General features: G+C 62.0%; 22 protein-coding genes and 1 tRNA gene. 13 read left to right on the plus strand and 10 right to left on the minus strand.

The window, feature by feature from the left end:
• Window positions 1-25: 25 nt before the first annotated feature.
• Complete coding sequence (locus ACOOE2_RS02105; RefSeq protein ID WP_420381375.1) at window positions 26-1561, plus strand: GGDEF domain-containing protein; 1536 nt, start codon at window positions 26-28, stop codon at window positions 1559-1561.
• An 84-nt stretch (window positions 1562-1645) separates the two neighbouring features.
• Entirely contained in the window at window positions 1646-2068 is a 423-nt protein-coding gene (locus ACOOE2_RS02110) for a response regulator transcription factor (protein ID WP_420381376.1), read from the plus strand.
• 24 nt (window positions 2069-2092) lie between these two features.
• Here ACOOE2_RS02110 and ACOOE2_RS02115 read toward each other — a convergent pair whose 3' ends face one another.
• Entirely contained in the window at window positions 2093-2335 is a 243-nt protein-coding gene (locus ACOOE2_RS02115) for a DUF3253 domain-containing protein (protein WP_420384545.1), read from the minus strand.
• Window positions 2335-2784: a UvrB/UvrC motif-containing protein gene (locus ACOOE2_RS02120; RefSeq protein WP_420384546.1), complete on the minus strand. Its 450-nt coding sequence runs from the start codon at window positions 2782-2784 to the stop codon at window positions 2335-2337. The genes ACOOE2_RS02115 and ACOOE2_RS02120 overlap by 1 nt, the downstream gene beginning before the upstream one ends.
• Here ACOOE2_RS02120 and ACOOE2_RS02125 point away from each other — a divergent pair.
• Window positions 2761-3642 (plus strand): 23S rRNA (adenine(2030)-N(6))-methyltransferase RlmJ, encoded by an 882-nt coding sequence (locus tag ACOOE2_RS02125; protein ID WP_420384547.1) that lies wholly within the window; start codon window positions 2761-2763, stop codon window positions 3640-3642. The two genes, ACOOE2_RS02120 and ACOOE2_RS02125, sit on opposite strands and share 24 nt — an antisense overlap.
• On the opposite strand, the gene ACOOE2_RS02130 is transcribed toward ACOOE2_RS02125, so the two are convergent.
• The 6 genes from ACOOE2_RS02130 to lgt all read right to left on the minus strand — a co-directional run bounded on the left by ACOOE2_RS02130 (window position 3594) and on the right by lgt (window position 8819).
• A tRNA-Gly gene (locus ACOOE2_RS02130) sits at window positions 3594-3667 on the minus strand. The two genes, ACOOE2_RS02125 and ACOOE2_RS02130, sit on opposite strands and share 49 nt — an antisense overlap.
• Before the next feature lie 117 nt (window positions 3668-3784).
• A complete protein-coding gene (locus ACOOE2_RS02135; protein WP_420381377.1) occupies window positions 3785-4603 on the minus strand; it encodes a cytochrome c1 in 819 nt (272 codons plus the stop codon).
• A gap of 35 nt (window positions 4604-4638) precedes the next feature.
• Window positions 4639-5931, minus strand: coding sequence for a cytochrome b (locus tag ACOOE2_RS02140; protein ID WP_420381378.1), 1293 nt, complete (start codon window positions 5929-5931; stop codon window positions 4639-4641).
• Window positions 5932-5943: 12 nt separating this feature from the next.
• Window positions 5944-6522, minus strand: coding sequence for a ubiquinol-cytochrome c reductase iron-sulfur subunit (gene petA / locus ACOOE2_RS02145; protein ID WP_420381379.1), 579 nt, complete (start codon window positions 6520-6522; stop codon window positions 5944-5946).
• A 256-nt stretch (window positions 6523-6778) separates the two neighbouring features.
• Window positions 6779-7816 carry a class I SAM-dependent methyltransferase gene (locus ACOOE2_RS02150; protein WP_420381380.1) on the minus strand — a complete coding sequence of 346 codons (1038 nt, stop codon included), beginning with the start codon at window positions 7814-7816 and terminating at the stop codon, window positions 6779-6781.
• A gap of 106 nt (window positions 7817-7922) precedes the next feature.
• Window positions 7923-8819 carry a prolipoprotein diacylglyceryl transferase gene (gene lgt, locus ACOOE2_RS02155; RefSeq protein ID WP_420381381.1) on the minus strand — a complete coding sequence of 299 codons (897 nt, stop codon included), beginning with the start codon at window positions 8817-8819 and terminating at the stop codon, window positions 7923-7925.
• Window positions 8820-9053: 234 nt separating this feature from the next.
• On the opposite strand from lgt, the gene ACOOE2_RS02160 reads away from it, so the two are divergent.
• Genes ACOOE2_RS02160 through ACOOE2_RS02170 form a run of 3 tightly spaced genes read left to right on the plus strand, consistent with a single transcriptional unit; the run spans window position 9054 to window position 14140 of the window.
• Window positions 9054-10763 carry a class I adenylate-forming enzyme family protein gene (locus tag ACOOE2_RS02160; RefSeq protein WP_420381382.1) on the plus strand — a complete coding sequence of 570 codons (1710 nt, stop codon included), beginning with the start codon at window positions 9054-9056 and terminating at the stop codon, window positions 10761-10763.
• Between the two features lie 19 nt (window positions 10764-10782).
• Window positions 10783-13533: a [protein-PII] uridylyltransferase gene (locus ACOOE2_RS02165; protein WP_420381383.1), complete on the plus strand. Its 2751-nt coding sequence runs from the start codon at window positions 10783-10785 to the stop codon at window positions 13531-13533.
• Window positions 13534-13579: 46 nt separating this feature from the next.
• Window positions 13580-14140 carry a YqgE/AlgH family protein gene (locus ACOOE2_RS02170; protein WP_420381384.1) on the plus strand — a complete coding sequence of 187 codons (561 nt, stop codon included), beginning with the start codon at window positions 13580-13582 and terminating at the stop codon, window positions 14138-14140.
• 67 nt (window positions 14141-14207) lie between these two features.
• Here ACOOE2_RS02170 and ACOOE2_RS02175 read toward each other — a convergent pair whose 3' ends face one another.
• On the minus strand, window positions 14208-14681 hold the full coding sequence (locus tag ACOOE2_RS02175; RefSeq protein ID WP_420381385.1) for a BLUF domain-containing protein: 474 nt from the start codon (window positions 14679-14681) through the stop codon (window positions 14208-14210).
• Window positions 14682-15002: 321 nt separating this feature from the next.
• Between ACOOE2_RS02175 and ACOOE2_RS02180 the strand changes: the two genes are divergently transcribed.
• A complete protein-coding gene (locus tag ACOOE2_RS02180; protein ID WP_420381386.1) occupies window positions 15003-15233 on the plus strand; it encodes a hypothetical protein in 231 nt (76 codons plus the stop codon).
• Between the two features lie 369 nt (window positions 15234-15602).
• Here ACOOE2_RS02180 and ACOOE2_RS02185 read toward each other — a convergent pair whose 3' ends face one another.
• Window positions 15603-15791, minus strand: a complete 189-nt coding sequence (locus tag ACOOE2_RS02185; RefSeq protein ID WP_420381387.1) for a hypothetical protein — start codon at window positions 15789-15791, stop codon at window positions 15603-15605.
• A 33-nt stretch (window positions 15792-15824) separates the two neighbouring features.
• Here ACOOE2_RS02185 and ACOOE2_RS02190 point away from each other — a divergent pair, with 33 nt between their 5' ends.
• From ACOOE2_RS02190 to ACOOE2_RS02215, 6 genes are all read left to right on the plus strand, one after another.
• Window positions 15825-16547 (plus strand): DUF1837 domain-containing protein, encoded by a 723-nt coding sequence (locus tag ACOOE2_RS02190; RefSeq protein WP_420384548.1) that lies wholly within the window; start codon window positions 15825-15827, stop codon window positions 16545-16547.
• Entirely contained in the window at window positions 16544-19153 is a 2610-nt protein-coding gene (locus tag ACOOE2_RS02195) for a DEAD/DEAH box helicase (RefSeq protein WP_420381388.1), read from the plus strand. Before ACOOE2_RS02190 ends, ACOOE2_RS02195 begins: the two co-directional genes overlap by 4 nt.
• 15 nt (window positions 19154-19168) lie before the next feature.
• The gene (locus ACOOE2_RS02200) at window positions 19169-19477 is read left to right on the plus strand and encodes a DCL family protein (protein WP_420381389.1); all 309 of its coding nucleotides are present in this window, start codon (window positions 19169-19171) and stop codon (window positions 19475-19477) included.
• Between the two features lie 341 nt (window positions 19478-19818).
• Window positions 19819-20181 (plus strand): hypothetical protein, encoded by a 363-nt coding sequence (locus tag ACOOE2_RS02205; protein WP_420381390.1) that lies wholly within the window; start codon window positions 19819-19821, stop codon window positions 20179-20181.
• A gap of 293 nt (window positions 20182-20474) precedes the next feature.
• On the plus strand, window positions 20475-21995 hold the full coding sequence (locus ACOOE2_RS02210) for an APC family permease (RefSeq protein ID WP_420381391.1): 1521 nt from the start codon (window positions 20475-20477) through the stop codon (window positions 21993-21995).
• An 11-nt stretch (window positions 21996-22006) separates the two neighbouring features.
• Window positions 22007-22807, plus strand: coding sequence for a dimethylarginine dimethylaminohydrolase family protein (locus ACOOE2_RS02215; RefSeq protein WP_420381392.1), 801 nt, complete (start codon window positions 22007-22009; stop codon window positions 22805-22807).
• Window positions 22808-22862: the final 55 nt, after the last annotated feature.

A 22862-nucleotide genomic window follows, 5' to 3' on the forward strand; every position in this document is an offset into this window, starting at 1 on the left:
TATCACGCCGTTGAACCGGGATGCAATGGACAGATGGAAAGCCTCGATCGGTAACGCTGCGGTGCTTAAAAGCGCCTTGTTCATCGTTGCGTTTATTTCCGTCCATGCCGTCGTTACAGGTATGTCGGGCCCATGGGCCGATGTCGTTTCCGCGCCCTTCCAGATCGGCGCCGAAATGCTTGCGGCCAGCTATTGCCTGGTCATGGCGCGCAAGAGCGACGCGCGCGCCCGCCCGGGCTGGGCCTATCTGATGTTCGCCATGGTCCTGACCGCGCTCGACACCGTGGCGTGCCTGTGGGCGTTCCGCGTCGAAAAACTGTCGTACGATACTGTCAATTTTTCCGATTTCCTGCTGATCTTCCAATATATCACGCTGACCTCGGCGGTCATCTGGTCGGAAGACGAGGTTGCCGGCAGCTGGTTCTTCGGGTTCGACCTGGCCATGGCGATGCTGGCGACGCTGCTCAGCTATATCCTGTTCTTCAATATCCTGCCGTTCACCAACGACGCGGCCCAGCCGATCCGCGCCGACACGCTGGTACGGACATACGATCTGGTCAACGGCGCGCTGGTGATTGCCGCGCTCGCGCGCCTGATCGGCCGGTCGCACAACTGCCGGCGCCACGTGTTCGACAAACGGCTGATCCTGTTTCTGGTGCTGTTTGAAACGATCATCACGATCTACAACCACGTGTTCGCCTCTCACCCCGGCGCGCAGGATGCGCTGATCGATATCCCGTTCCTGATCCTGTGGGCCCAATCGCGCACCCTGCCGCCGGTCGAGGCGCAGAACACCGATCGCACGATTGTTGCGCTGATCATCGACAGCGTCGGCCCGGCGTTCTTTACAGCGCTTGTGCTGGGCCTGGGCCTCGCGGTCACGCACCAGCGCGTGTGGATCGGCATCGGCGCCATCCTGATCGCGATCACGCTATCTGCGCTGCGCGGTGCGATGATGCAAAGCCGCTATATCCGCGTGCAGGAAGGCCTGAAAATCGCGCAGGCCCACCTCGAACAACTGTCGCTGCTCGACGGCCTGACGGGTCTTGCCAATCGGCGCCGTTTCGACCTGGCGCTGCGATCGCATTTCGAAGTCGCGCAACGCTCGGGCGCCGCGCTGTCGCTGCTGATGGTGGATGTCGATCACTTCAAGATGCTCAACGATGCGCAAGGCCACCCCGCCGGCGACCGCTGCCTTGTCGCAATCGCCCGCATCCTGGCCGACGGCGTCTCGCGTGAGGCCGACCTGGTCACCCGGTATGGCGGCGAAGAATTCGCCATCCTGCTGCCCGCCACCGACATCACCGGCGCCAACCATGTCGCGCAGGACCTCGTCGCGGCGGTAAAGGCCGCGTGCATCGCCACCAGCACCCCGCTGGGCAACTGCGTCACGATCAGCGTGGGGCTGGCATCGCTGGACAGCGGCGCGCCCGCTACCGCAGACGCGCTGGTCGAGGCCGCGGATCAGGCGCTGTATCTGGCCAAGGCGAGCGGGCGGAACCGGGTCTGCGGGGCGCTTGCACCGTTTGACATGGAGACTTATACAAAAGTTACTGTTTAACCGGAACAATCGGGCACGCGAAGCACTTGTACATCGACGCGAATGGTGCCGTATATTTGGCGATCAGTCGAGAAGGCCATTTGCATGCATGACGACATTCCGGATAGCCCCGCAAAACCGCTGATACTTGTGATCGAGGACGAGTTCCTGATCCGCGAAGTGGTTGTCGGTGCTTTGGAAGATGCCGGTTTTTCCGTCCTGACCGCTGATGATGGCGCGCAAGGCACGCAGTTGTTCGCCGAACACAGCGCGGATATCCGCGGTATGGTGACCGATATAAACCTGGGCGAGGGCATCGATGGGTGGGCCCTTGCGCGAACCGCCCGCGAACAAGCCGGCGAATTGCCGGTGGTCTATGTCAGCGGCGCCAGCGGCCACCAATGGGCATCGCAAGGCGTGCCCAACAGCCTGTTCATCACAAAGCCCTTTGCCCCTGCCCAGATCGTCGTGGCGCTGTCGTCGTTGCTGGTCGCATCTGGTACCGCGCACGCGCCAAACGCGCCCTGACGCACGGGGTTGCCGCAATACCCCTCAGCCATTGGTGCGCAATCTGACGCGATAAGGCCCGCTGCGCTTTGACAGATGTTGGCCCTTCCAGCTCAGATTGATCACGCCGTCGGCAACCAGGTCGTCCACCGCCGAATGAACCGCCGGCATGCTGTCGCGCCAGGCGCCGTCTACCGCGACCGCCCGGGCAACCTCACTGGGACAAATCGTCGCCCCCGCCGCCCGCTGCCCCAGCAACGCCAACGCCGCCGCCCGCGCGTCCCCCATCACCGGGGCTTCCCGCTCCGCCGCGACCGGTTGGCCACCATGGGATCCGGCTTCACCGGCAAGGTCCACCCAGGCGCCGGCGCCACCCCGCCCTTGTTCGTCCCCAACCCCATCGCGCCGGGCCTCTGCCGCTCCAGCCCGGCCAGATCAGCCCCCGCCGCCTCGTCCGGCGACGCACCCCCGCGCATAAGGTTGATCCTGTCGCGGCATCGGCCCGCCTCCTCGAAATCGAGGGCCTGGACGGCTGCGTCCATTTTCGCGCGCAGGGTTTCTATGGTGTCGGACATGACAGGGAAACGCGCGGCCAGCGGGTTGGTGGCGGGCGGCTGCAAATTAAATGGATGTGCGGTTCTGGTCTTCTGTCGCCTCGCCCTTGCACAGAAGTGTTTTGAAGGTTGCCGCGCGACACTATACGAGCACCGGCAATGAATTATCGTCATTCCTTTCATGCCGGCAACAGCGCCGATGTCGTGAAGCACAGCCTGCTGATCGCGCTCGTGCGGGCCTTGCAGCACAAGCAGGGCGCGCTGACGCTGATCGACACCCATGCCGGGTGTGGGCTTTACGACCTTTATGGCGATGAGGCCCAGCGCACCGGCGAGTCCTCGCAGGGCGTGATGCGGGTGTTGGCCGATCCGAACCCGTTGCTGGACGAATATCGCGCCGCAGTGCAGGCGGTGAATGTTGGGGGCGAGGTACGGCTTTATCCAGGTTCGCCGCAGATTTTGGCGCAGCTGCTGCGGCCGCAGGATTTTCTGGTCCTCAACGAAAAACATCCCGAGGATGTTCATGCCCTGCGCGGTACAATGCGTGGCACATCGGCGGCCGTGCATGAGCGCGATGCCTATGAGCTGTGGCTGGCGATGGTGCCGCCGCGCACTGCGCGCGGGGTGGTGGTGGTCGATCCGCCGTATGAGCAGACCGACGAGCGCGAACGGATTACAGCCACGCTCGCTGCGGCTTGCCGCAAATGGGCGCACGGTGTGACGGTGATCTGGTATCCGCTGAAAGACCGCGCCGCGCATTGGCAGTGGAAGGCGCAGTTGCGCAAGATCGGCATCCCGAAATTGCTGACGGTGGAGCATTGGTTGTACGATGACCACCAGCCCGGCATCTATAACGGCGCGGGTCTTTTTTTCGTCAACCCTCCCTATGCTTTCACGCAGGCGCTGCCGCCATTGTTGGAGGCCCTGCGCGCCGCGCTGGCGCCCGAGGGGCATAGCGGCGCGATCACAGCCGATTGGTTGGGCGCTGAACATGGAGCGGGTAGCGGGAATCGAACCCGCATCACTAGCTTGGAAGGCTAGGGCTTTACCACTAAGCTATACCCGCGTCCTGGCCGATGCTTTGGCATGGTTGGGCGGGTTTCGTCAATCTTGCGGTTGGGGCGCATATGAAAAAGGCCACCGTTGCCGGTGGCCTTTTGTCATTTTGGGTGCGGCCCCGCGTTTAGTGCAGGTCGGCCCACACCTGGCGTTTGGACAGGTAGGCCAGGCCCGTGGCGGCGATCAGGAACAGGACGACGGCCCAGCCGGTCTGCTTGCGTTTTTCCATCTTGGGTTCGGCGGTCCAGGCCAGGAAGGCGGCGACGTCGGTGGCCATCTGGGGGACGGTCGACTTGGTGCCGTCGGAGTACGTCACCTGGCCGGCCGTGGTCAGCGGCGGGGGCATCGCGATGTTGAGGTTCGCGAAGTACGGGTTGTAGTACAGGCCGTCGGGCGTTTTTGAATCGGGGAATTTCTTCAGCAATTCGGCGGGCTGGTCGGTGTAGCCGGTCAGCAGCGATTCGACATAGTTCGCCCCACCGTGACGGGCCTTGGTGATCAGCGACAGGTCCGGCGGGTTGCCGGTGCCGGCGTAGTACACCGGCGGGATATGGTCGGCGGGCGTGTTGACGCGTTCGCCGGCGTCACCGGTCTTGGGATCGAATGTCTTGGCCTTGGTCTGCCAGTCCTTTGCGATCGTTTTCACTTGCGCTTCGGAATAGCCCAGGTCGACCAGATTGCGGAAGGCGATCTGCTTCATCGCGTGGCAGTTGCTGCACACTTCCTTGTAGACCTGAAAGCCGCGCTGCAGCTGCTGCTTGTCGAACTTTCCGAACGGACCGTCAAAGCTGAACGCGATGTCTTCCTTGGGGGCAAGGTGGAATTCCTTGACCGCAGTCGAGGGATCGGGCTCGCGGATCTGTCCGATCGCGCCGATTGCGAACGACCAGAGCAGAGCGGCGGCGAAGAAAAGGCCAACCAGGGGGCCAAAGATGCGGACCATGACGGGAAAACTCGCTTTCGTGTTCTTCGGTCCGCTCAGGCGGCGGCTAGTGCATGGGCTGGTACATGGCCTGGTGCATCTGGGCCGAGCACGGATTCAGTGATCGAGAACGGCAGCGGCCGTGGCTTCTCGATCGACGAAACGATCGGCAGGATGACAAGGAAATGGAGAAAGTAATACGTCGCTGCGATCTGCGAGATCAGCACGTATTTTGTTTCGGCCGGCGACCCGCCGCAATATCCCAGGACCAGGACGTCGACGAGCAGGATCCAGAAGAACACGCGGAACAGCGGACGATAATGGCCCGAACGCACCGGCGAGGTATCCAGCCAGGGCAGGAAGAACCACACCAGGATCGCCGAGAACATCGCGAGCACGCCCATGAGCTTTGCCGGGATGAAAAAGAAGTCCGACGTAAACGCGCGCAGGATCGCGTAGAACGGCCAGAAATACCATTCGGGCACGATGTGTGCGGGCGTCGAGAGCGGGTTGGCCGGGATATAGTTGTCCGGATGGCCGAGCGCGTTCGGAAAGAAGAACAGCATCAGGCAATACAGCGTGAGGAACACGCCCAGCCCGAAACCGTCCTTCGCGGTGTAATACGGGTGGAACGGCACCGTATCGGATTCGGTCTTCACTTCGATCCCGGTCGGGTTCGACGAGCCCGGGATGTGCAGCGCCCAGATGTGCAGGATCACAAAGGCGGCGATCACGAACGGCAGCAGGAAGTGCAGCGAAAAGAACCGGTTCAGCGCGGCGTTATCCGGCGCGAATCCGCCCAGCAGCCACTGTTGCAGCGGCGTGCCGATCAGCGGAATGGCCGAAAACAGCCCGGTGATGACCTTTGCACCCCAGAAGCTCATCTGGCCCCACGGCAGCACGTAGCCCATGAACGCCGTCGCCATCATCAGCAGAAAGATGGTGACGCCCAGCAGCCAGATCATTTCGCGCGGCGCCTTGTACGACGAATAGAAAAAGCCGCGGAAAATGTGGATGTAGATCACCACGAAGAAGGCAGACGCGCCGTTGGCGTGCGCATAACGCAGCATCCAGCCCCAGTTCACATCGCGCATGATATGTTCGACGCTGTCGAACGCGACCAGCTGGTTCGCCGCATAATGCATCGCCAGGACGACCCCGGTGACGATCTGCAGCATCAGGCAGAACCCGGCGAGCACGCCGAAATTCCACGCATAGTTGAGATTGCGCGGCACCGGAAAGCCCGGCCCGACCGCGTTGTAGACGAACCGCGGCAAAGGCAGCTTTTCGTCGAACCAGACCATCAGCGGATGCGACGGCTTGTAATGTTTTGCCCAGGGGAAGCTCATGGCCAGATATCCTCAGCCGATCTTCACGACAGTGTCGGAATTGAAAACATAAGGCGGCACCTCGAGATTCTTCGGTGCCGGGCCTTTGCGGATGCGGGCTGCGGTGTCGTAGACCGAGCCGTGGCAGGGGCAGAAGTAGCCGCCATATTCGCCTTTGACTTCACCCGCGCGTGCGCCAAGCGGGACGCAGCCGAGATGGGTACACACGCCCATCGTGATCAGCCAATTGGTCTTGCCCGGTTTGGTGCGCTGTTCCAGCGTCGCCGGATCGCGCAGCGTCGACGGGTTGACCGCATCGGCCTCGGCAATTTCCTTCGGCGTCAGATTGCGCACGAACACCGGCTGTTTGCGGAAAATCGTCACGATCGCCATGCCCGCTGCAATCGCCGAGATATCGACTTCGGTCGAGCTTTCGGCCAGCACGTCGGCTGATGCGCTCATCTGCGAAATCAGCGGGACGAGGACGGCGATCGCGCCGACACCGGCAAAGCTGACCGCGGCAATATTGATGAAATCGCGCCGCCTGACGCCATCATTAGACACATCTGTCGGGGTGATGCTCCCCCCTTCAGCCTTAAGCAGCTCAGCCATTGAAAGTCCTTGCCTGATGCCGCATTTGCCCGGGCGAATGCGGTTGCATTTTCTTACTTTCGTGCCCCTTATCGGGGGTTTACCGTGGTCTCTGCGGGGGCCTGGATGGCGATGGCACGATCGTGCATCCGGTCCGCAGTCCCCACATTATCGGGCCTGATAGCCATAAATAACCCAATTTGCCAACAGCCATTTTGGTGCAGCCAAAAAGGGTCATCGGACGTTAAGGATCGGTCCGATCGGGCGTTGCCCGGGTTCAAAACCCGGCGCCGGGGGGCCAGCCGGGCGCGCACAGGCCCATGACCTGGAACAGTGCGCCCATCTCCTCCGGCGCGGCCAGGCGGTGTGCGGCGGCCTCGATCGCGGCCGATTTTGCGGGCGCGGCGCGGCATAGCGCCTGGGTGCGGGCGGCCAGGCCCAGCGCCGTGAGGAACGCGCCCTGTTCGACCGTGCCCAGCCAGCGCGCGCCTTGCGCCTGCGCGATTTCGGGCAGCACGGAAAAATCGACGTGCGCCGTCAGGTCTGCTTCGCCGGGGTGGGCGAACGGATCAACCGGGTTGTGCGCGCGCAGGGCCTGCAACGTGCTGCCGCTGGCCATCTGCGCGCGGCCGTAGTCGATGACCAGTGCGGCGCCGCCTTGTACGCAAAGCCGGCGGCCGAGTTCGGCGGTGATCGCGGCGGCGGCGGGGCACGCCTCAAGGATGGTGCCGGGCGGCGCGTCGGCGAAGGCGGCGGGCACGGCAGCGTCCATCGGGCGATCGCCGGCCATGGGGACCAGATTGTCGCCATCGAGCCCGACCATGCGTTCGCGCCAGCCCGATGGCGTGCGCACGATCTGGCGTATGGCGAGCGCGTCGAGAAATTCGTTGGCGACGATCAGCAGGGGGGCGTCATCGGGGATGGTGGACAGGTCGGCGTGCCAGGTCGCGTCCGGGATAGTTCCGCGCTGGAGGGCGGCAAGCGCGCTGCTGGCTTCGACGAAATGGACGTCTGGCGTCAGGCCGAAACGCCGTGCCGCGCCGAGTGCATCGCGGGCGAGTGTTCCGCGCCCGGGGCCGAGTTCGACGTAGTGGACGTGGGCCGGGCGGCCGGCGCGGTCCCACATATCGGCGAGCCACAGGCCGATCAGCTCGCCGAACATCTGGCTGATTTCGGGGGCGGTGATGAAATCGCCGGCACTGCCCAGGGGGTCGCGGCTGTCGTAATAGCGCGCGTTGGATTCGGCCATGTATTGCGCGACGCTGATCGGGCCGGTTGTGGCGATCAGGCGGGTGAAGCGGTCTTTGGGGGTCATGCTGGATTTACGGTTGCTGGCGCTGACGCAACCTGCCCTGTGCCCAAAACACCCAAGCGGAAATTGTTATATTTCGCTTCAAGTTGACGCCTTTGGCAAAGGCTCATCATGCCGGCAAAGACTGCACCGCCACGGCCAGAGGCGGCCGTCGCAGGGCGCGGATGATCAGGGCCAGGCCGATGGCGATCATCGGCAGGGTCAGCCACTGGCCCATCGACAGGCCGGTGGCGTGGGCAAAGTTTTCCAGCTGCGCATCGGGTTCGCGGAAATATTCGACGATGAAGCGGGCCATGCCGTAGCCGGTGGCGAAAGTGCCCATCAGCAGGCCCTGGCGCCAGCGTGCCTGAGTCGTCCAGAACAGCGCGATCAGGACGGAGCCGAGCAGCAGGCCTTCGAGCCCGGCCTCGTAAAGCTGGCTGGGGTGGCGCGCCACGGCGCCGCCGCCGGGGAACACCATGACCCAGGGCAGCGCGGCATCGGTGGCGCGGCCCCACAGCTCGCCATTCACGAAATTGGCGCAGCGGCCCAAAAATAGCCCGACGCACACGCAGGGCGCGATGTAATCGCACACACGGATGAAATCGAGCCGGCCGCGCCAGGCGACATAGGCGATCGCCAGCGTCGTGCCGATCAGGCCGCCGTGAAAGCTCATGCCGCCTTGCCACAGTTTCAGAAGGTCGAGCGGATGGGTCAGCAGGTCACGATCGTAGAACAGCGCATAGCCGAGCCGGCCGCCGAAGATCACGCCGAGCGTGGCGTAGAAAAACAGGTCTTCGGCATGGCGCTGGGCCATTGGCGCACCGGGCAGGCGCAGCTCGCGAGTCAGGTGCCAATAGGCGAACAGGATGCCGACGAGGTAGGCCAGCGAGTACCATTTGATGGTAAAAAAGCCCAAATCCACCGCAATCGGCGAAAGATGGAGATTTTCGAAACGCAGCGGGACATGCGCGCCAACCGCGGATGCCGCAGCGTCAGCGAGCATCGGCAGGGCACTGGCCAGCATCGCAACCCCTTGAAAGCCCGGACCGGGGGTGGTGACCAATAGTGACAGCAACGGGCGAACTCCTTAGACATTTCGAATCGGAACCCACCGGGTGCCCTGGCTTGCGCGTCTGCCGCGCGGCCTTCTGGCACAGCGGGGGGGCTGTTGTGAACGTGCAAAAACAGATCGTGCGCACCGGGTTTCGCCAGGCGAAGCATGGAGAGGCGCTGCGACACAGGTGGAGATGGTGCTGCGATGAAGACCGAACTCGATCTGGGCCTGGCGCATGTGGTCGAAACCCTGGTGGCGCCGGGCGGAATGCTCGCGCTGGGCACGCACCGGCAGTTCGGCCGCGATCTGCCGATGATCGCGACCGCGCCGTCGAACCTGGCGCATTTCTTTGCGCATTTCTGTACGCAGCACGGCGACAGGGAATTCCTGGTCGACAGCGATGTGCGGCTGACTTTTGCGCAGGCGCTTGCCGCCGCGCAAACGGCGGCGGGCGGGCTGATCGCGGGGTATGGCATCAAACCGGGCGACCGGGTGGGGATTGCCGCGCGCAATTCGGGCAACTGGGTGGTCGCGTACATGGCCGTGCTGATGGCCGGCGGGATCGCGGTGCTGCTCAATGGCTGGTGGTCGGGCGAAGAGCTGGCGGATGGGATCGCGCTGGTCGATTGCGCGCTGGTGCTGGCCGACCGGCAGCGAGCGGAGCGGCTGTCGTCGCATCCCTCGCGCGCCCTGGTGCTGGTGATCGACCATGATGTTGCGCCGGCGATCGGCCTGGCGGTGCTGAATGCCAAAGGCGGCGATGCCGGTGTGGCGTTGCCGGACCTTGGCGGTGACGACCCGGCGACGGTGCTGTTCACGTCGGGATCGACCGGCATGTCGAAAGGCGCGGTATCCACCCATCGCGCGGTGGTGCAGGCGACGTTCAACTACCTGGCGCAGACGCTGGCGGCGCTGGGCGTGCTGACCTCGCGCGGGCAGGCGCCCGATCCCGCGCAACAGCCGTGTGCGCTGGTCAATGTGCCGCTGTTCCATGTCACGGGCGAAGTGCCGGTGCTGCTGCAGTCGTTTGCGATGGGGCGAAAGCTGGTGATCATGCCGCGCTGGGATGCCGTTCGCGCGATGGAATTGATCGAGCGCGAACATGTCACGTATTTTGTCGGCGTGCCGCTGATGAGTTTCGAGATCGCGACGCATCCCGATCATGCGAAATACGACCTGTCGTCGTGCGTGACCTTTGCCGCGGGCGGCGCGCCGCGCCCGCTCGATCATGTCGAACGCATCCGCCGCGAACTGCCGCATGCGTTTCCGATCCTGGGCTATGGCCTGACCGAAACCAACGCGATCGGCTGTGGCAATATCAACGAGAACTACATGGCCAAACCGGGCAGCACCGGGGTGGCCTCGCCACCGCTGGTCGACCTGGCGATCCTGAACGATGCCGGCGCCGCGCTGCCGCAGGGGCAGGTGGGCGAAGTGTCGATCCGCAGCGTCGGCAATTTCACCGGGTACTGGAACAACCCGGAGGCGACGGCCGCCGCGATCATGCCCGATGGCTATTTCCGCACCGGAGACCTGGGGTATATCGACGAAGACGGCTATCTGTTCATTGTCGATCGCAAGAAAGACATCATCATTCGCGGCGGCGAAAACATCAGCTGCATCGAGGTGGAAAGCGCGATCTATGCGCATCCTGCAATCGCCGAGGCAAGCGTGTTCGGCCTGCCGCACGACCTGTATGGCGAAGTTCCGGCGGCGGTCTATCTGGCCAAGCCGGGATCGGGGCTCGACGCCGAGGCTTTGCGCGCCTTCCTGTGCGAACATATCGCGCCGTTCAAGATTCCGGTGCAATTCTGGCCGGTCGACGAGCCCCTGCCGCGGCTCGGCACCGAAAAGGTCGACAAGCGGGCGCTGCGCGAAAAATACCAGCGGGAATGGGTCGCGACTGGTAAGTGATCATGCGATAGGAGAACGCATGATTCTCCTGCGAATTGCCAATCAACGCGCGATCATCGATCGCCGCACGCTGGCCGACGACATCGCCGCGATCGCGGACATGCACGGCGACAAGGCGCGGCCGCTGATCGTGGACGCCTTGCGCGAGGCGCTGAATGCCGGGCGCGGGGAGCTGGAAAAGCGGCTGACCGCGCATCCTTCGCACGGCACCGAATGCGCGCAGAGCCACGCCTTCCTGATCGACCAGATCGTGCGCCTGATCCACGATCATGTCGTCACCCGGGTCTATCCGTCGCGCAACCGATCGACCGGCGAACGCATCGCGCTGATCGCGGTGGGCGGCTATGGGCGGGGCGAAATGGCGCCGCATTCGGATGTCGATATCGCGTTCGTCACGCCGCACAAGCCGACCTCGTGGTGCGAGCAGGTGATCGAGGCGACGCTGTATTTCCTGTGGGATCTGGGGCTGAAAGTCGGCCATTCCAGCCGCTCGCTCGACGAACTGGTGCGCCAGGCGAAAGGCGACCTGACGATCCGCACCGCGCTGCTCGAAGGGCGCTATGTCTGGGGCGACCGCGCCATCCACGAACAGGCGCAGCGACGGTTCTGGGACGATGTCGCCGCCGGAACCGAGCGCGAATTCGTCGCCGAAAAACTGGCCGAACGCAACGCCCGGCACAAGCGCCAGGGCGACAGCCGCTATGTCGTCGAGCCCAATGTGAAAGAGGGCAAGGGCTGCCTGCGCGACCTGCATACGCTGTACTGGATCGGCAAATATATCCACAAAGTGCGCGACCCGTCGGAACTGGTCAAAGTAGGGCTGCTGAGCACCAACGAATACCGCGCGTTCCGCCGCGCGGAAAATTTCTTCTGGGCGGTGCGCTGCCACCTGCATGCGATCACGCGGCGGCCCGAAGACCGCCTGACATTCGATCTGCAGCGCGAAGTGGCGTCGCGGATGAAGTTTTCCGACCGCCCGGGCAAAAGCGGCGTCGAGCGGTTCATGCGCCTGTTCTTCCTCCATGCGCGGCAGGTGGGATCGCTGACGGGTGTATTCCTGGCGCAGCTGGACGAACAGTGGGCGGCGCAGCGGCTGGGCTTTTTTGCCAAGCTGCGCGCGCGGCGGCGCGCGGGGCGCACGATCGGGGCGTTTGCGATCGTGGCCGACAAAGTCGCGGCGCAAGGCGATGATTTTTTCGCGCGCGACCCGGTGCGGCTGATCGAGCTGTTTCATGTTGCCGATCGCGAAGGCCTTGAAATCCATGCCGAAACGACGCGCCAGGCGCATCGCGATGCCGGGCTGATCGATGCGGCGGTGCGGCGCGATCCGCGCGCCAATGCGATGTTCATGGATATCCTGACCAGCCGCCGCGACCCCGAAACGGTCTTGCGCTGGATGAGCGAGGCGGGGGTGTTCGGGCGGTTCATTCCCGATTTCGGCCGGGTCGTCGCACAGATGCAGTTCGACATGTATCACCATTATACGGTCGACGAACACACGATCCGCGCGATCGGCCTGCTGGCGCAGATCGAAAAGGGCGCCGATGGCGAAGCGCATTCGCTGGCGATCGAAGTGGTTGCCGAAATCGCATCCAGGCGCGTGCTGTATGTTTCGGTCATGCTCCACGATATCGCCAAGGGCCGCAGCGGCGATCATTCGGTGCTGGGCGCCGACATCGCGATGAAACTGTGCCCGCGGCTGGGGATGAGCCCGGCCGAAACCGAAATGGTCGCGTGGCTGGTGCGCTGGCACCTGCTGATGAGCGCGACCGCGTTCAAGCGCGACCTGACCGATGCCAAGACGATCGCCGATTTTGCCGGGCAAGTGCAAAGCGCCGAACGCCTGCGCCTGCTGCTGCTGCTGACGATCGTGGATATCCGCGCGGTCGGGCCGGGGGTGTGGAATTCGTGGAAGCGGCAGCTGCTGGGCGATCTGTACGTGCACACGCACGAAGTGCTGCGGCTGGGGCACAAGCAGTTCGGCCGGGTCGAGCGGATCGCGGCCAAGAAGCGCGCGGTCGCGGCGCTGTTGCAGGAACGCGACGCGCTGATCGGCACGGTCGGGCGGCAATTGCTCGATGCGTACTGGATCGCCGAATCCGAAGACATCATCGCGATGAACCTGCAACAGCTCGATATCGCGCTGGACGAGCCGCTGTCGGTCGAGGCAAGGTATTATCCCGCGCGCGGCGCGACGCTGGTCACGGTGACCGCGGCGGATCATCCCGGGCTGTTCTACCGCATTGCTGGCGGCATCCATCTGGCCGGCGGCAATATCATCGACGCGCGCATCCACACCACGCGCAACGGCGTCGCGCTCGACAATTTCCTGGTGCAGGACCCGCTCGGCCGGCCGTTGATGGAAGACAACCAGATCGCCCGGCTGAAAACCGCGATCGCCGATGCGATGGCCAACAAGGTCAAACTGGCGCCGCAGCTCGCCGCGCGCCCCTTGGCGCGCACGCGCGCGGAGGCATTCGAAATCCACCCGATCGTGATTTTCGATCACAAGGCGTCGGACCGGTTCACCGTGATCGAAATCGGCGCGCTCGATCGTCCCGCGCTGCTCAGCCGGCTGGCGCGCGCGCTGTTCGAGGCGCGGCTGATCGTTCATTCGGCGCATATCGCGACCTATGGCGAACGCGCGGTCGATACGTTCTATGTGACCGATGTGCTGGGCAGCAAGGTTAGCGGCGATCAACGCCTGCGCACGATCGAGCGGCGCCTGATCGAGGCGGCCGAAGGCACCACCGCCAAAGTCGCGGCGTAAGCGGGCCAACACTTTCAATTCCCGGTATTGCCCTTATCTTTGGTCCATGACCGAAGCGCATTATCTCAACGGCGGGATCCTGCTCGCCATGCCCGGCATGGGCGATGAACGGTTTGACCACGCGGTGATCGCAATGTGCGTGCACGACGAGAACGGCGCGCTGGGCATTGGCGTGGGCGCGATCCTGCCCGGGGTCACGCTGCATGGATTGCTGGCCGATACCGGGATCCCCACAGGCGTCGCGCCCGACGCGCCGATCCATGCGGGCGGGCCGGTCGAACAGCAGCGCGGGTTTGTGCTGCACAGCCCCGAATGGAACGGACCGGGCACTTTGCCGGTGTCGGATCAGTGGAGCCTTAGCGCCTCGCTCGAGGTGCTGCGCGCGATCGCCGAAGGGCGCGGGCCGGCGCACTGGCTGGTCGCGCTGGGCTATGCCGGATGGGGCGCGGGGCAGCTGGAGGGCGAAATGCGCCAGCATGGGTGGTATGCGGCGGCGGGCAAGGCGGAAGTTTTGTTCGATACCGCAGCGGAAATGCGCTGGCGCGCGACCTGGAAGGGTGAGGGGATTGACCCGGCGCACCTGGTGGCGGCGACGGGGCGGGCGTAGATCTTCGCCGGAATGAGGTTTCAGAGCGCGCAGCAGATCGGCTCGGAGCTGGCATTGGCCGACCTGACTAGCTTCGCCCAAGCGAATCCAGTGGCCGCGAATCCAGGTGTGCGAGAATACGCGTCAATGCTGCGATGTTGGTCTCGTCTTCGCTGCTTTCGAGTGCGTCTTGCAGCACCGCTCGGATGTTGTCGGCTGCGACCCGCTCCATTTCCCAGTTCGGATACAGGCGCTCGCGCTGTTCCTCGCTCCGGTCGAGCACGACGATATCGTAATGGCGCGCATCGCCATGAAGGCTCGCGATCAGGTCCTTCACCTGAGCGGGCGGGCCCTCGATCCACTGGAAGAAGACGCCGCTGCCGAAAACCAGCGCGCCGGTGATGTCGCGCGTGAGATTGCGGCTTTGCGCCCTCTCGACCATGCGGCCGACCTCGGCTTCGTCGACGCCCTGGGCGGCGCGACTGCAGTATACGAAAGTCTCCAGCCTGGGCGCAGTGACGTCGAAGTCAGCGTCGCCTGGAAAACCGAATTCATCGAACATGGCTTGGCTCGCTCTGGCTATGCTGGGCAGGCCGTACCGCCGCACAAGCCTGGATGGCGTTAGCATATCTATTTTATGGGTGTAAGGCGATATTGGGTCATCGCCCCCTCGCTGATGCGCACTGGCAGCATCGGGAGGCAGAGCGACGTTTTTTCAAAATCAAAAGCGTTGGCTTTCCCCGACCAGCCTGTACGCTGTGTCCCTGACATCCTGGCAACGCGGTCCGCATGCGGGCTGGTATGCGGTGCCCCGTGGTCAGGCGGATGGGAGCGGGACACGCGCTCGTTCGATGTTCAGTCCCCTAATTGCCGAGGTTTCCCGTTGAAGACGCTTTTGATCGCGACGCGCGTATTGGCCCTCCTGATTCTCTTGTTTGTACCCGCCATTGCCGTGTTGCTGCTCGTCGCCTTCGTCAGCGGGCAGAGGTGGTGGTTCGGATTTATCGGGCTGCCCGCGCTGTTCGCGAATGCCGTCATCGTCTTCGCAAAGCCGCAGCGCGACCGCGTATGGCGCTGGGTCAATGCCATCGCCGGGACGAGGGCGCGGCTTTAACCCACCAATTCCCCCGCGGTCCAGTCAGGCGAAGCAACGGCCGCTTTCCGGATTGCCGGCGGGACAATCGAACGACCGAATCTGGTCGGCGGTGAGTTCCGTTGACAGTATTGAGAATTATGCGGCATAAAAGAGTATACCGTCACCAGAACTCCTCACATTGCGGAACGTCGATTCCGCTTTTTCGAGCTGGGGGGCGTCCGGCTCCTCGCTGGCGATCTGCTTGCGCATGATGGCGATCGTCTAGGGCCGCTGCACTCGCTGTTCGACCCAAACCGGATCATAAATACCCTTGGGACATGGCTTGGCAAATATCCTAGGTATGGAAGCCGATCGTATGCAGGTCGCGACGTTGGAGGGGACAATCTGTCAAATATCACCGTTGAGAATTTGAATGCCGCGCTTACCGGCAATCCTGAGGCCCTCGAAGTTCACCTTGAACTCGTCGAGCGTGATGTCGTTCTCGATGGACACCAAGTAAAGATACACTGTCACTGTTTGACAGTTGACGCGAACGGCCGTGTCGATCCGCATCGGCTCGCCGAGTTTATGCGACACGCAGTGACCAATTACGCCATCCCACGCGCCAGAATGGCTGACGCCAAGGCGCGCGACGAGAAATGGAACAGCGGCGAGGCGGTAGCCGCTCTCCACGAAGAAGCGAAACGGTCTTTCACCGATCTTGCCCTCACTGGCGAGGGCGGGGAGATGCTGCTGTTTTTGCTGGCTGAGCGCTTTTTGAAGCTCCCGCAAATCCTCTGCAAAATGGATCTGAAAACCGACACCCGGCTGCATTATCATGGCGCAGATGGCGTTTACGCTGGCGTCACAGAAGACGGAGTTTTGAAGCTCTTTTGGGGTGAGTCCAAGGTTTACAAGGATGTCGGAGTCGGCATCAAAGAGTGCTTCGCGTCAATCGCGCCTTTCCTGATCGAGCCCGATCATGAGGGTGCAGAGCGAGAGAAGGACTTGATCCTTCTGAGCGACAAAGCTGACCTGTCCGATCCCGTCGTCACGGCAGCTCTCCGGCAATATTTCAACAAGGATTCAAAGCAGTCCAAGCGCGTCCGCTACTGCGGTATCGCTCTTATCGGGTATGATGCGGATTACTACCCGGTCGAAGGCGTGAAGGGCATAGCTGAAGAGATCGCCAAAGCGGCGAAGGCCGAACTCCAAAATTTGAGGATCCGTATCGGTAAGCGACTGATAGCCGCGAAGCTGGATCAAATTGAAATCGAGGTACTGTGCATCCCGTTGCCCTCGGCTGATGGCTTTCGAAAGGCGTTCCTCAAAGCGATGGGGCTCACTAAATGAGCCTTGAAGAACTCGCGACATGGCTGATGGACGAGGGCGTTAAAGATGATGTCGAAACCGTCACGCGCTTGATCGTTCGGACGGAACTTGACCACCTCGCGCCCGAGCCTGCGGAAACAGCTCCAATCGATTGGCACCGTGTGCTGTTCGCGGGGAGCATTTTGGCTCGGTCAGCATCTCGGCAGCATCAGGAAGCGGCTTTGCGCATCGCGACCGGAGCCGTGATTATGGGTGACATGCAAGCAGTGAAGGACGCCGGAGCCGTCCTTCTCGACAAGCTCACAAATTTTCGGGCTGTTGCCCTGGCGAACGACCGCAAGCTGCTCGAAGCGGACCTGGAAGGCCGGTTAGGGTTCGGTCTACGGATGGAGGCCCAGCGTCGCAAACTGGACCACTCGGTTCTGATAGAATCCAGCGGCCGCTGGATTCAGGTAAATGATTTTCAGCAACGGTTCTGGGATAGCGCCACGCTGAATAACTGGCTGTCAGCCTCGGCGCCCACTGCATCCGGCAAGACCTTCCTCGTTCTGCAATGGCTGATAAATCATATGCGTTCGGCCGAAAGGCGGGTGTCGATCTATCTGGCGCCCACGCGTGCGCTTGTTTCGGAGATCGAGACAAATTTGACCCAGCTCTTGGGCAAGGCGGCAGAGATTGAGGTGTCGTCTCTTCCTCTACCAGCGAAGTACGATGCCGCTCAGTCGGGCGGAAAGAAGCTTATCCTGGTGTTCACGCAGGAGCGCCTGCATCTGTTAGCCAATGCTCTCGGAAAGGACATCCGCGTCGATCTGCTCATCGTCGATGAGGCTCACAAGATCGGGGACAATCAACGCGGCGTCATTCTGCAAGATGCCATTGAGCGGCTAGAGCGCTCGAATGATGATCTGAAAGTGATCTTCATCAGCCCGGCCACGCAAAATCCCGAGGAGTTGTTAGCCGATGCCCCGGGGACTGCGAAAACGGATGCCGTTGATAGCGACTCCCCGACGGTCATTCAGAACCTGATCGTCGCTGAGCAAGTCCCGCGCAAACCGAAGCTCTGGAATCTGTCGCTAAGGCAGGGGACGGCATCCCAGCCCGTCGGCGTTTTGGAGCTTGCCAGTTCCCCCGGCAACCTCACCAAAAAGCTGGCCTTTATTGCCGCCGCAGTGGGCGAGCGAGGCGGTACGCTGGTTTATGCCAACCGAGCTGGCGATGCCGAAGATATTGCCGACTTGATCGCCCAGCTTGTACCCCCGATCGACGGGACCGACAAGGAACTGGCCGAATTGGCAGACCTGGCACGGAAGGGTGTTCACCCAAATTTTGCCCTTGCGTCGCTCGTTCTGAAGGGTGTTGCTTTCCACTACGGCAACATGCCGTCCTTGATCCGGCAGGAAGTAGAACGGCTTTTCAGAAGCGGCAAAATCCGCTTTCTTGTCTGCACCTCCACCCTGATCGAGGGCGTCAATTTGTCCTGTCGGACCATTGTGGTCCGTGGTCCCCGAAAAGGCATGGGAAATCCGATGGAGCCCCATGATTTTTGGAACTTAGCTGGTCGTGCCGGGAGATGGGGAAACGAGTTTCAGGGCAATATCGTTTGCATCGACCCGGATGACACAACAGCTTGGCCCAATGGCGTGCCTATCCGCTCGCGCTATCCGATCAAACGCGAGAGCGATGCTGTTTTGGAGACGGGTGATGGCATGGCCGAGTACTTGGAGAGAAGGGCAGATACACCCTTCTCCGAATTGGCCGACGTCGGCCAGTTCGAACAGGTTGGCGCATACCTCCTGTCCACCTACTTGCGATTGGGTTCGATTGCGCAGGCGAGCTTCGCAAAGCGTCACAATCCTAACACCATCGCAAAGATCGATGAGCAGCTCGCTGCATTGGCTGACAAGATCGAGATCGGATCAGACATCGCAGAGCGGCATCCAGGCGTGAGTGCGTTTGGCCTTCAGTCATTGTTGGAGGCGTTTCGAGCTTACGAAAAGGATGTGGAAAACCTGATACCGGCGCCGGTAGAAAGCCAGGACAGTTACGATCGCTTCGTTACCATCATGCGGAGGATCAACGAGCATCTCTATCCGGCGTTCATGCCGGACAGCCTGATCCCCCTGTACGTCGTGATCGTTGTTCAGTGGCTGAAAGGTTTTTCCCTCGCGGCCATGATCAGAAAGAACATTGAATATCACAACACGCATGGTCGGAAGTTCGTCCTGCCGACGTTGATCAGACAAACGATGGAACACGTCGAACAGGTGGCTCGCTTCAAAGCGCCAAAATATCTCTCGGCGTACATGGATATCCTGCATCTGCATTTCCGCGCGATCGGTCGTGAAGATTTGATCGACACCGATCTCGATATCGGCACCCAGCTGGAGTTCGGCGTGTCAACGCGCACCCTGCTGTCGCTCATGGAGCTGGGCCTATCTCGTATGAGTGCCGTAAGCCTCTTCGAAAAGATCGCGCGAGATAATCTCACCAAAGAAGAATGTATTGAGTGGGTTCGCGAGCGTGACGACCAGTTCGATACAATGGATATCCCAGCGATCATCGTCCGGGAAATTCGAGAGAAGATACTTGCTACCGATCAAGACAGTCCGGATACCGTTAGTTCGTAACCAGGGAGGACAGACATGCCTGCGAAACCTTTCAGCTTGGGTGAGCTACACTTCGCCAAAAAAGGTGATGCAGCCGCCTACCTCAATGCCATGCTGCAGAAGTACGATGTCGGGGACAAAGTAAGTGCGCAAGACTCAAAGGTTTTGATCGCAGCGTTAGCTCGCCACCCCGAGGGTGATGAGAAGATTGGTTCCGGCGTAGCTGGATTCAGCGTGAGGACCGCTGATTATGGTACCAAGTGCTTCTGGGTAAATCGGCACGACGGAACCACCGAAAAATTCGCCCACCGGGCCTGCGTCTACGGCAAGGTCCGTCCCGCCTAACTCTTGACATCTCGGGTTTGGCATTCCGCTGTCTTGCGGAATGTCGAAGGGCTGCTGGAGTTCCGGGGCCAGTATATAGAATTATCCGGCATAAATGAGTATTCTGTCCCCAGAACTCCGGCGCATCTGGTGGCGGCGACTGGGCGGGCGTAGATAAGTATACCGTCCCCGGAACTCTTCCCCGGAACTCTTCCATGTGAGATCGAAGTGATGGTGCAATTACCCCGATTTATAATCGACCCTGGCAGCCATGGCGTCTCTAGTCGATCAGTTAAAGAAAACTGGGGGGTCTACGTACCTGTCAACTCAATTCCTCAGAATTCCCTGCAGGAAATATAAAAATGCCAAAGATTTTAAAATATCTGATTTTAGCGGCATTTGTAGTTTTTCTATTAGAAACTACTATAGTGACCCAGTCACTTTCTCAATTTAAACCTCCTCATATTAAAGCCCCGCCATACGTACCCCCGCCAGGTTGTCCTAAAGTGATACTTTCCTGGGATCATGCTGCTGGGAATGGTATTCCAAAAGCATGCTTCGTCAAAGAATATGAATTCACCGAAGCAAAAAAATATGGATTTCCATCGATGATGGAACGCAACGGGGATTACTATAGAATAGGAAATGATGTAGTTAAGGTAAATTGCGGGTTTGATGAAAAATGTCATTTTTCAATATTTTTTCTTGGCGTATTTCACCAGTAATTTTATTTATATGGAGCAGTTAGATGGTGTGGTGTAACTCTGGTCCATCTTGGTCTGAAATTTGGCATGGGAGTTCCGGGGACAGCATGGGAGTTCCGGGGACAGGGGAGTTCCGGGGACAGTATATAGAATTATCCGGCATAAATGAGTATTCTGTCCCCAGAACTCACTGTCCCCAGAACTCCCCCCTGTGCCCAGAACTCCACGCTTGTGTGACGTCGAGCGGCACTGATGTCCTCGCGGGTTTTGCGCCCCGAGACGTAACGGCAGTTCTTCCAAAGAAGGCAGGGCAATTGGGCGGCGTTCCGCCCGTTAATCGCACACGCGAAGTTGCCGGGGCGCGGCAATCGTGGAAGGAGGGGCCAATTCGCAACCAGGTCGAGGCAGTGGCGTTGACGGTACAATCCCTTCTGACGGCGCTCGTCCGGTGCAAACCGGTCGTCGGCTTCTTCGAGCCCGCTGAACGCGAAGGCGCTTCGTCATTGGTGCGCAGCTTCGGTCTCTTCCAGCTGACGATGCTCGGCGTCGGCGGCACGATTGGCACCGGCATCTTCATCGCGTTGACCACCGCGGTGCCAGAGGCGGGGCCGGCGGTGACGCTGTCGTTCGTGATCGCGGGCATCACCGCCGCGCTCACCGCCCTGTGCTATGCCGAATTGGCCTCGGTCGTGCCCGCTGCGGGATCGTCCTATTCCTATGCCTATGCGACGCTGGGTGAGCTTGCGGCGTTCCTGATCGGCGCGTGCCTGCTGCTCGAATATGGCGTCTCGGCCTCGGCTATCGCGGTCGGCTGGGGGCAATATCTCAATGAGTTGCTCGCAGTGACGATCGGCTGGCGCATCCCCGAAGTGCTCGCAAACCCGCCCGGCAGCGGCGGCGTGGTCAACCTGCCTGCGGTCGCGCTGATCGGCCTGTGCCTCGTCCTGCTGCTGCGCGGCGCGCGCGAATCGACCCGCGCCAACAGCATTCTGGTGATCGCCAAGCTTGCGGTATTGGCGATGTTCGTCGCGATCGCACTGGCGCATTTCAAGACCGTCAACTTCCGTCCGTTCGCGCCCAGGGGCATGATCGGGATCGGATCGGCCGCCTCTTCGATTTTCTTCTCCTATATCGGGATCGACGCCGTCGCGACCGCGGGCGAAGAGGTCGAGAACCCGCGGCGCAACCTGCCGCTGGCGATCATCTTCTCGCTGCTGATCGTCACCGCCGCCTACATCCTCGTTGCGGTCGCAGCGATCGGTGCGCAGCGCTGGACGCGCTTCGCCGGGCAGCAGGCGGGCCTTTCGGTCATCCTGCGTGATCTGACCGGCGCGGGCTGGCCGTCGCTGATCCTGACCCTGGGTGCGATCGGCTCGATCTTCAGCGTCACGCTGGTCGTGCTCTACGGCCAGACCCGCATTCTCTATGCGATGAGCCAGGACGGACTGCTCCCGGCGTTCTTCCGCAGGGTCGATCCGGTCAGCAAGGTGCCGCGCCAGAATACGTGGATCGTGGCGGCCGGCGTCGCGCTGCTCGCCGCAGTGGTGCCGCTCGACGTTTTGATCAATCTCACCAGCATGGGCACGCTGATCGCCTTTGCCGCGGTGTCGATCGGTGTCATCATCCTGCGCCGGCGACAACCGGACCTGCCGCGCGGATATCGCGTGCCGTTGTTCCCGCTGCTGCCGCTGCTCAGCGCCGCCTTCTGCGTGTATCTGATTGTGGGGCTACCGGGCGCCACCTTCGCGCTGTTCGCGCTGTGGATCGCGGTGGCACTCCTGATCTACTTCACCTATTCCATCCACCGATCCGGCCTGCGAAGCCCGGCCCGATAGAAGGCGTTCCGATGCGGGTATTCGATTTCGACCATGCGATCCTCCGGGCGCCGGCGCGCTCCGTCGTCGACGGGCTGCGCGCGCATGACGGGCCCTCGCCAAGCTTCGAGGGGGTCGCGGCGGAACATCGCGGCTATGCCACGGCGCTCGCCGATGCGGGCGTCGCGGTCGACATGCTTGCGCCATTGGAGGATTTCCCCGACAGCCTGTTCGTCGAGGACCCCGCGCTGACATTGCCGGAGGGCGCGATCCTGCTCCGACCGGGCACCCGGACGCGGCTCGGCGAGGCGGTGCACCTGCGCACGGCGCTCGAGCGGCATTTCTCGCTTGTCCGCGAGATCGACGAGGGTCATGCCGACGGCGGCGACGTACTGGTCACGCCCGATCTGGTGCTGATCGGGCTGTCGGCCAGGACCGACCGCGTGGGTGCGGAAGCGTTGGTCCGCGCGCTTGGTGCGATCGGCCGCAAGGCGCGCGTGGTGCTGCCGCCCGAAGGCGCGCTGCACCTCAAGACCGCGGTCAGCCTGATCGACGAGGACAGCGTGCTGACCACGCGCGCCGGCGCGGACAGCGGGCTGTTCGCGGGCTTGCGCCAGATCGTCGTGCCGGCAGGCGAGGAAGCCGCCGCCAATGCGCTCCGCGTCAACGACCGGCTCTTCGTCGGCAGCCAGTTCCCGGCGACGCTGGCGATGCTAATGGACGAAGGTGTCGAGCGGGGCTATGCCGTCGTCCCGCTCGACACCCGACAAATCGGGCTGATCGATGCGGGACTCTCGTGCATGTCGCTACGCTGGTCGGGTCGTCAGGGTTGAATAAACGAACGGACGTTTTCGGCGCGCTCGCACCACGTTTGAACGGCCGAAAGTA

It is taken from the genome of Novosphingobium sp., assembly GCF_965214355.1.
In the GTDB taxonomy this organism is placed as follows: Bacteria; Pseudomonadota; Alphaproteobacteria; order Sphingomonadales; family Sphingomonadaceae; genus Novosphingobium.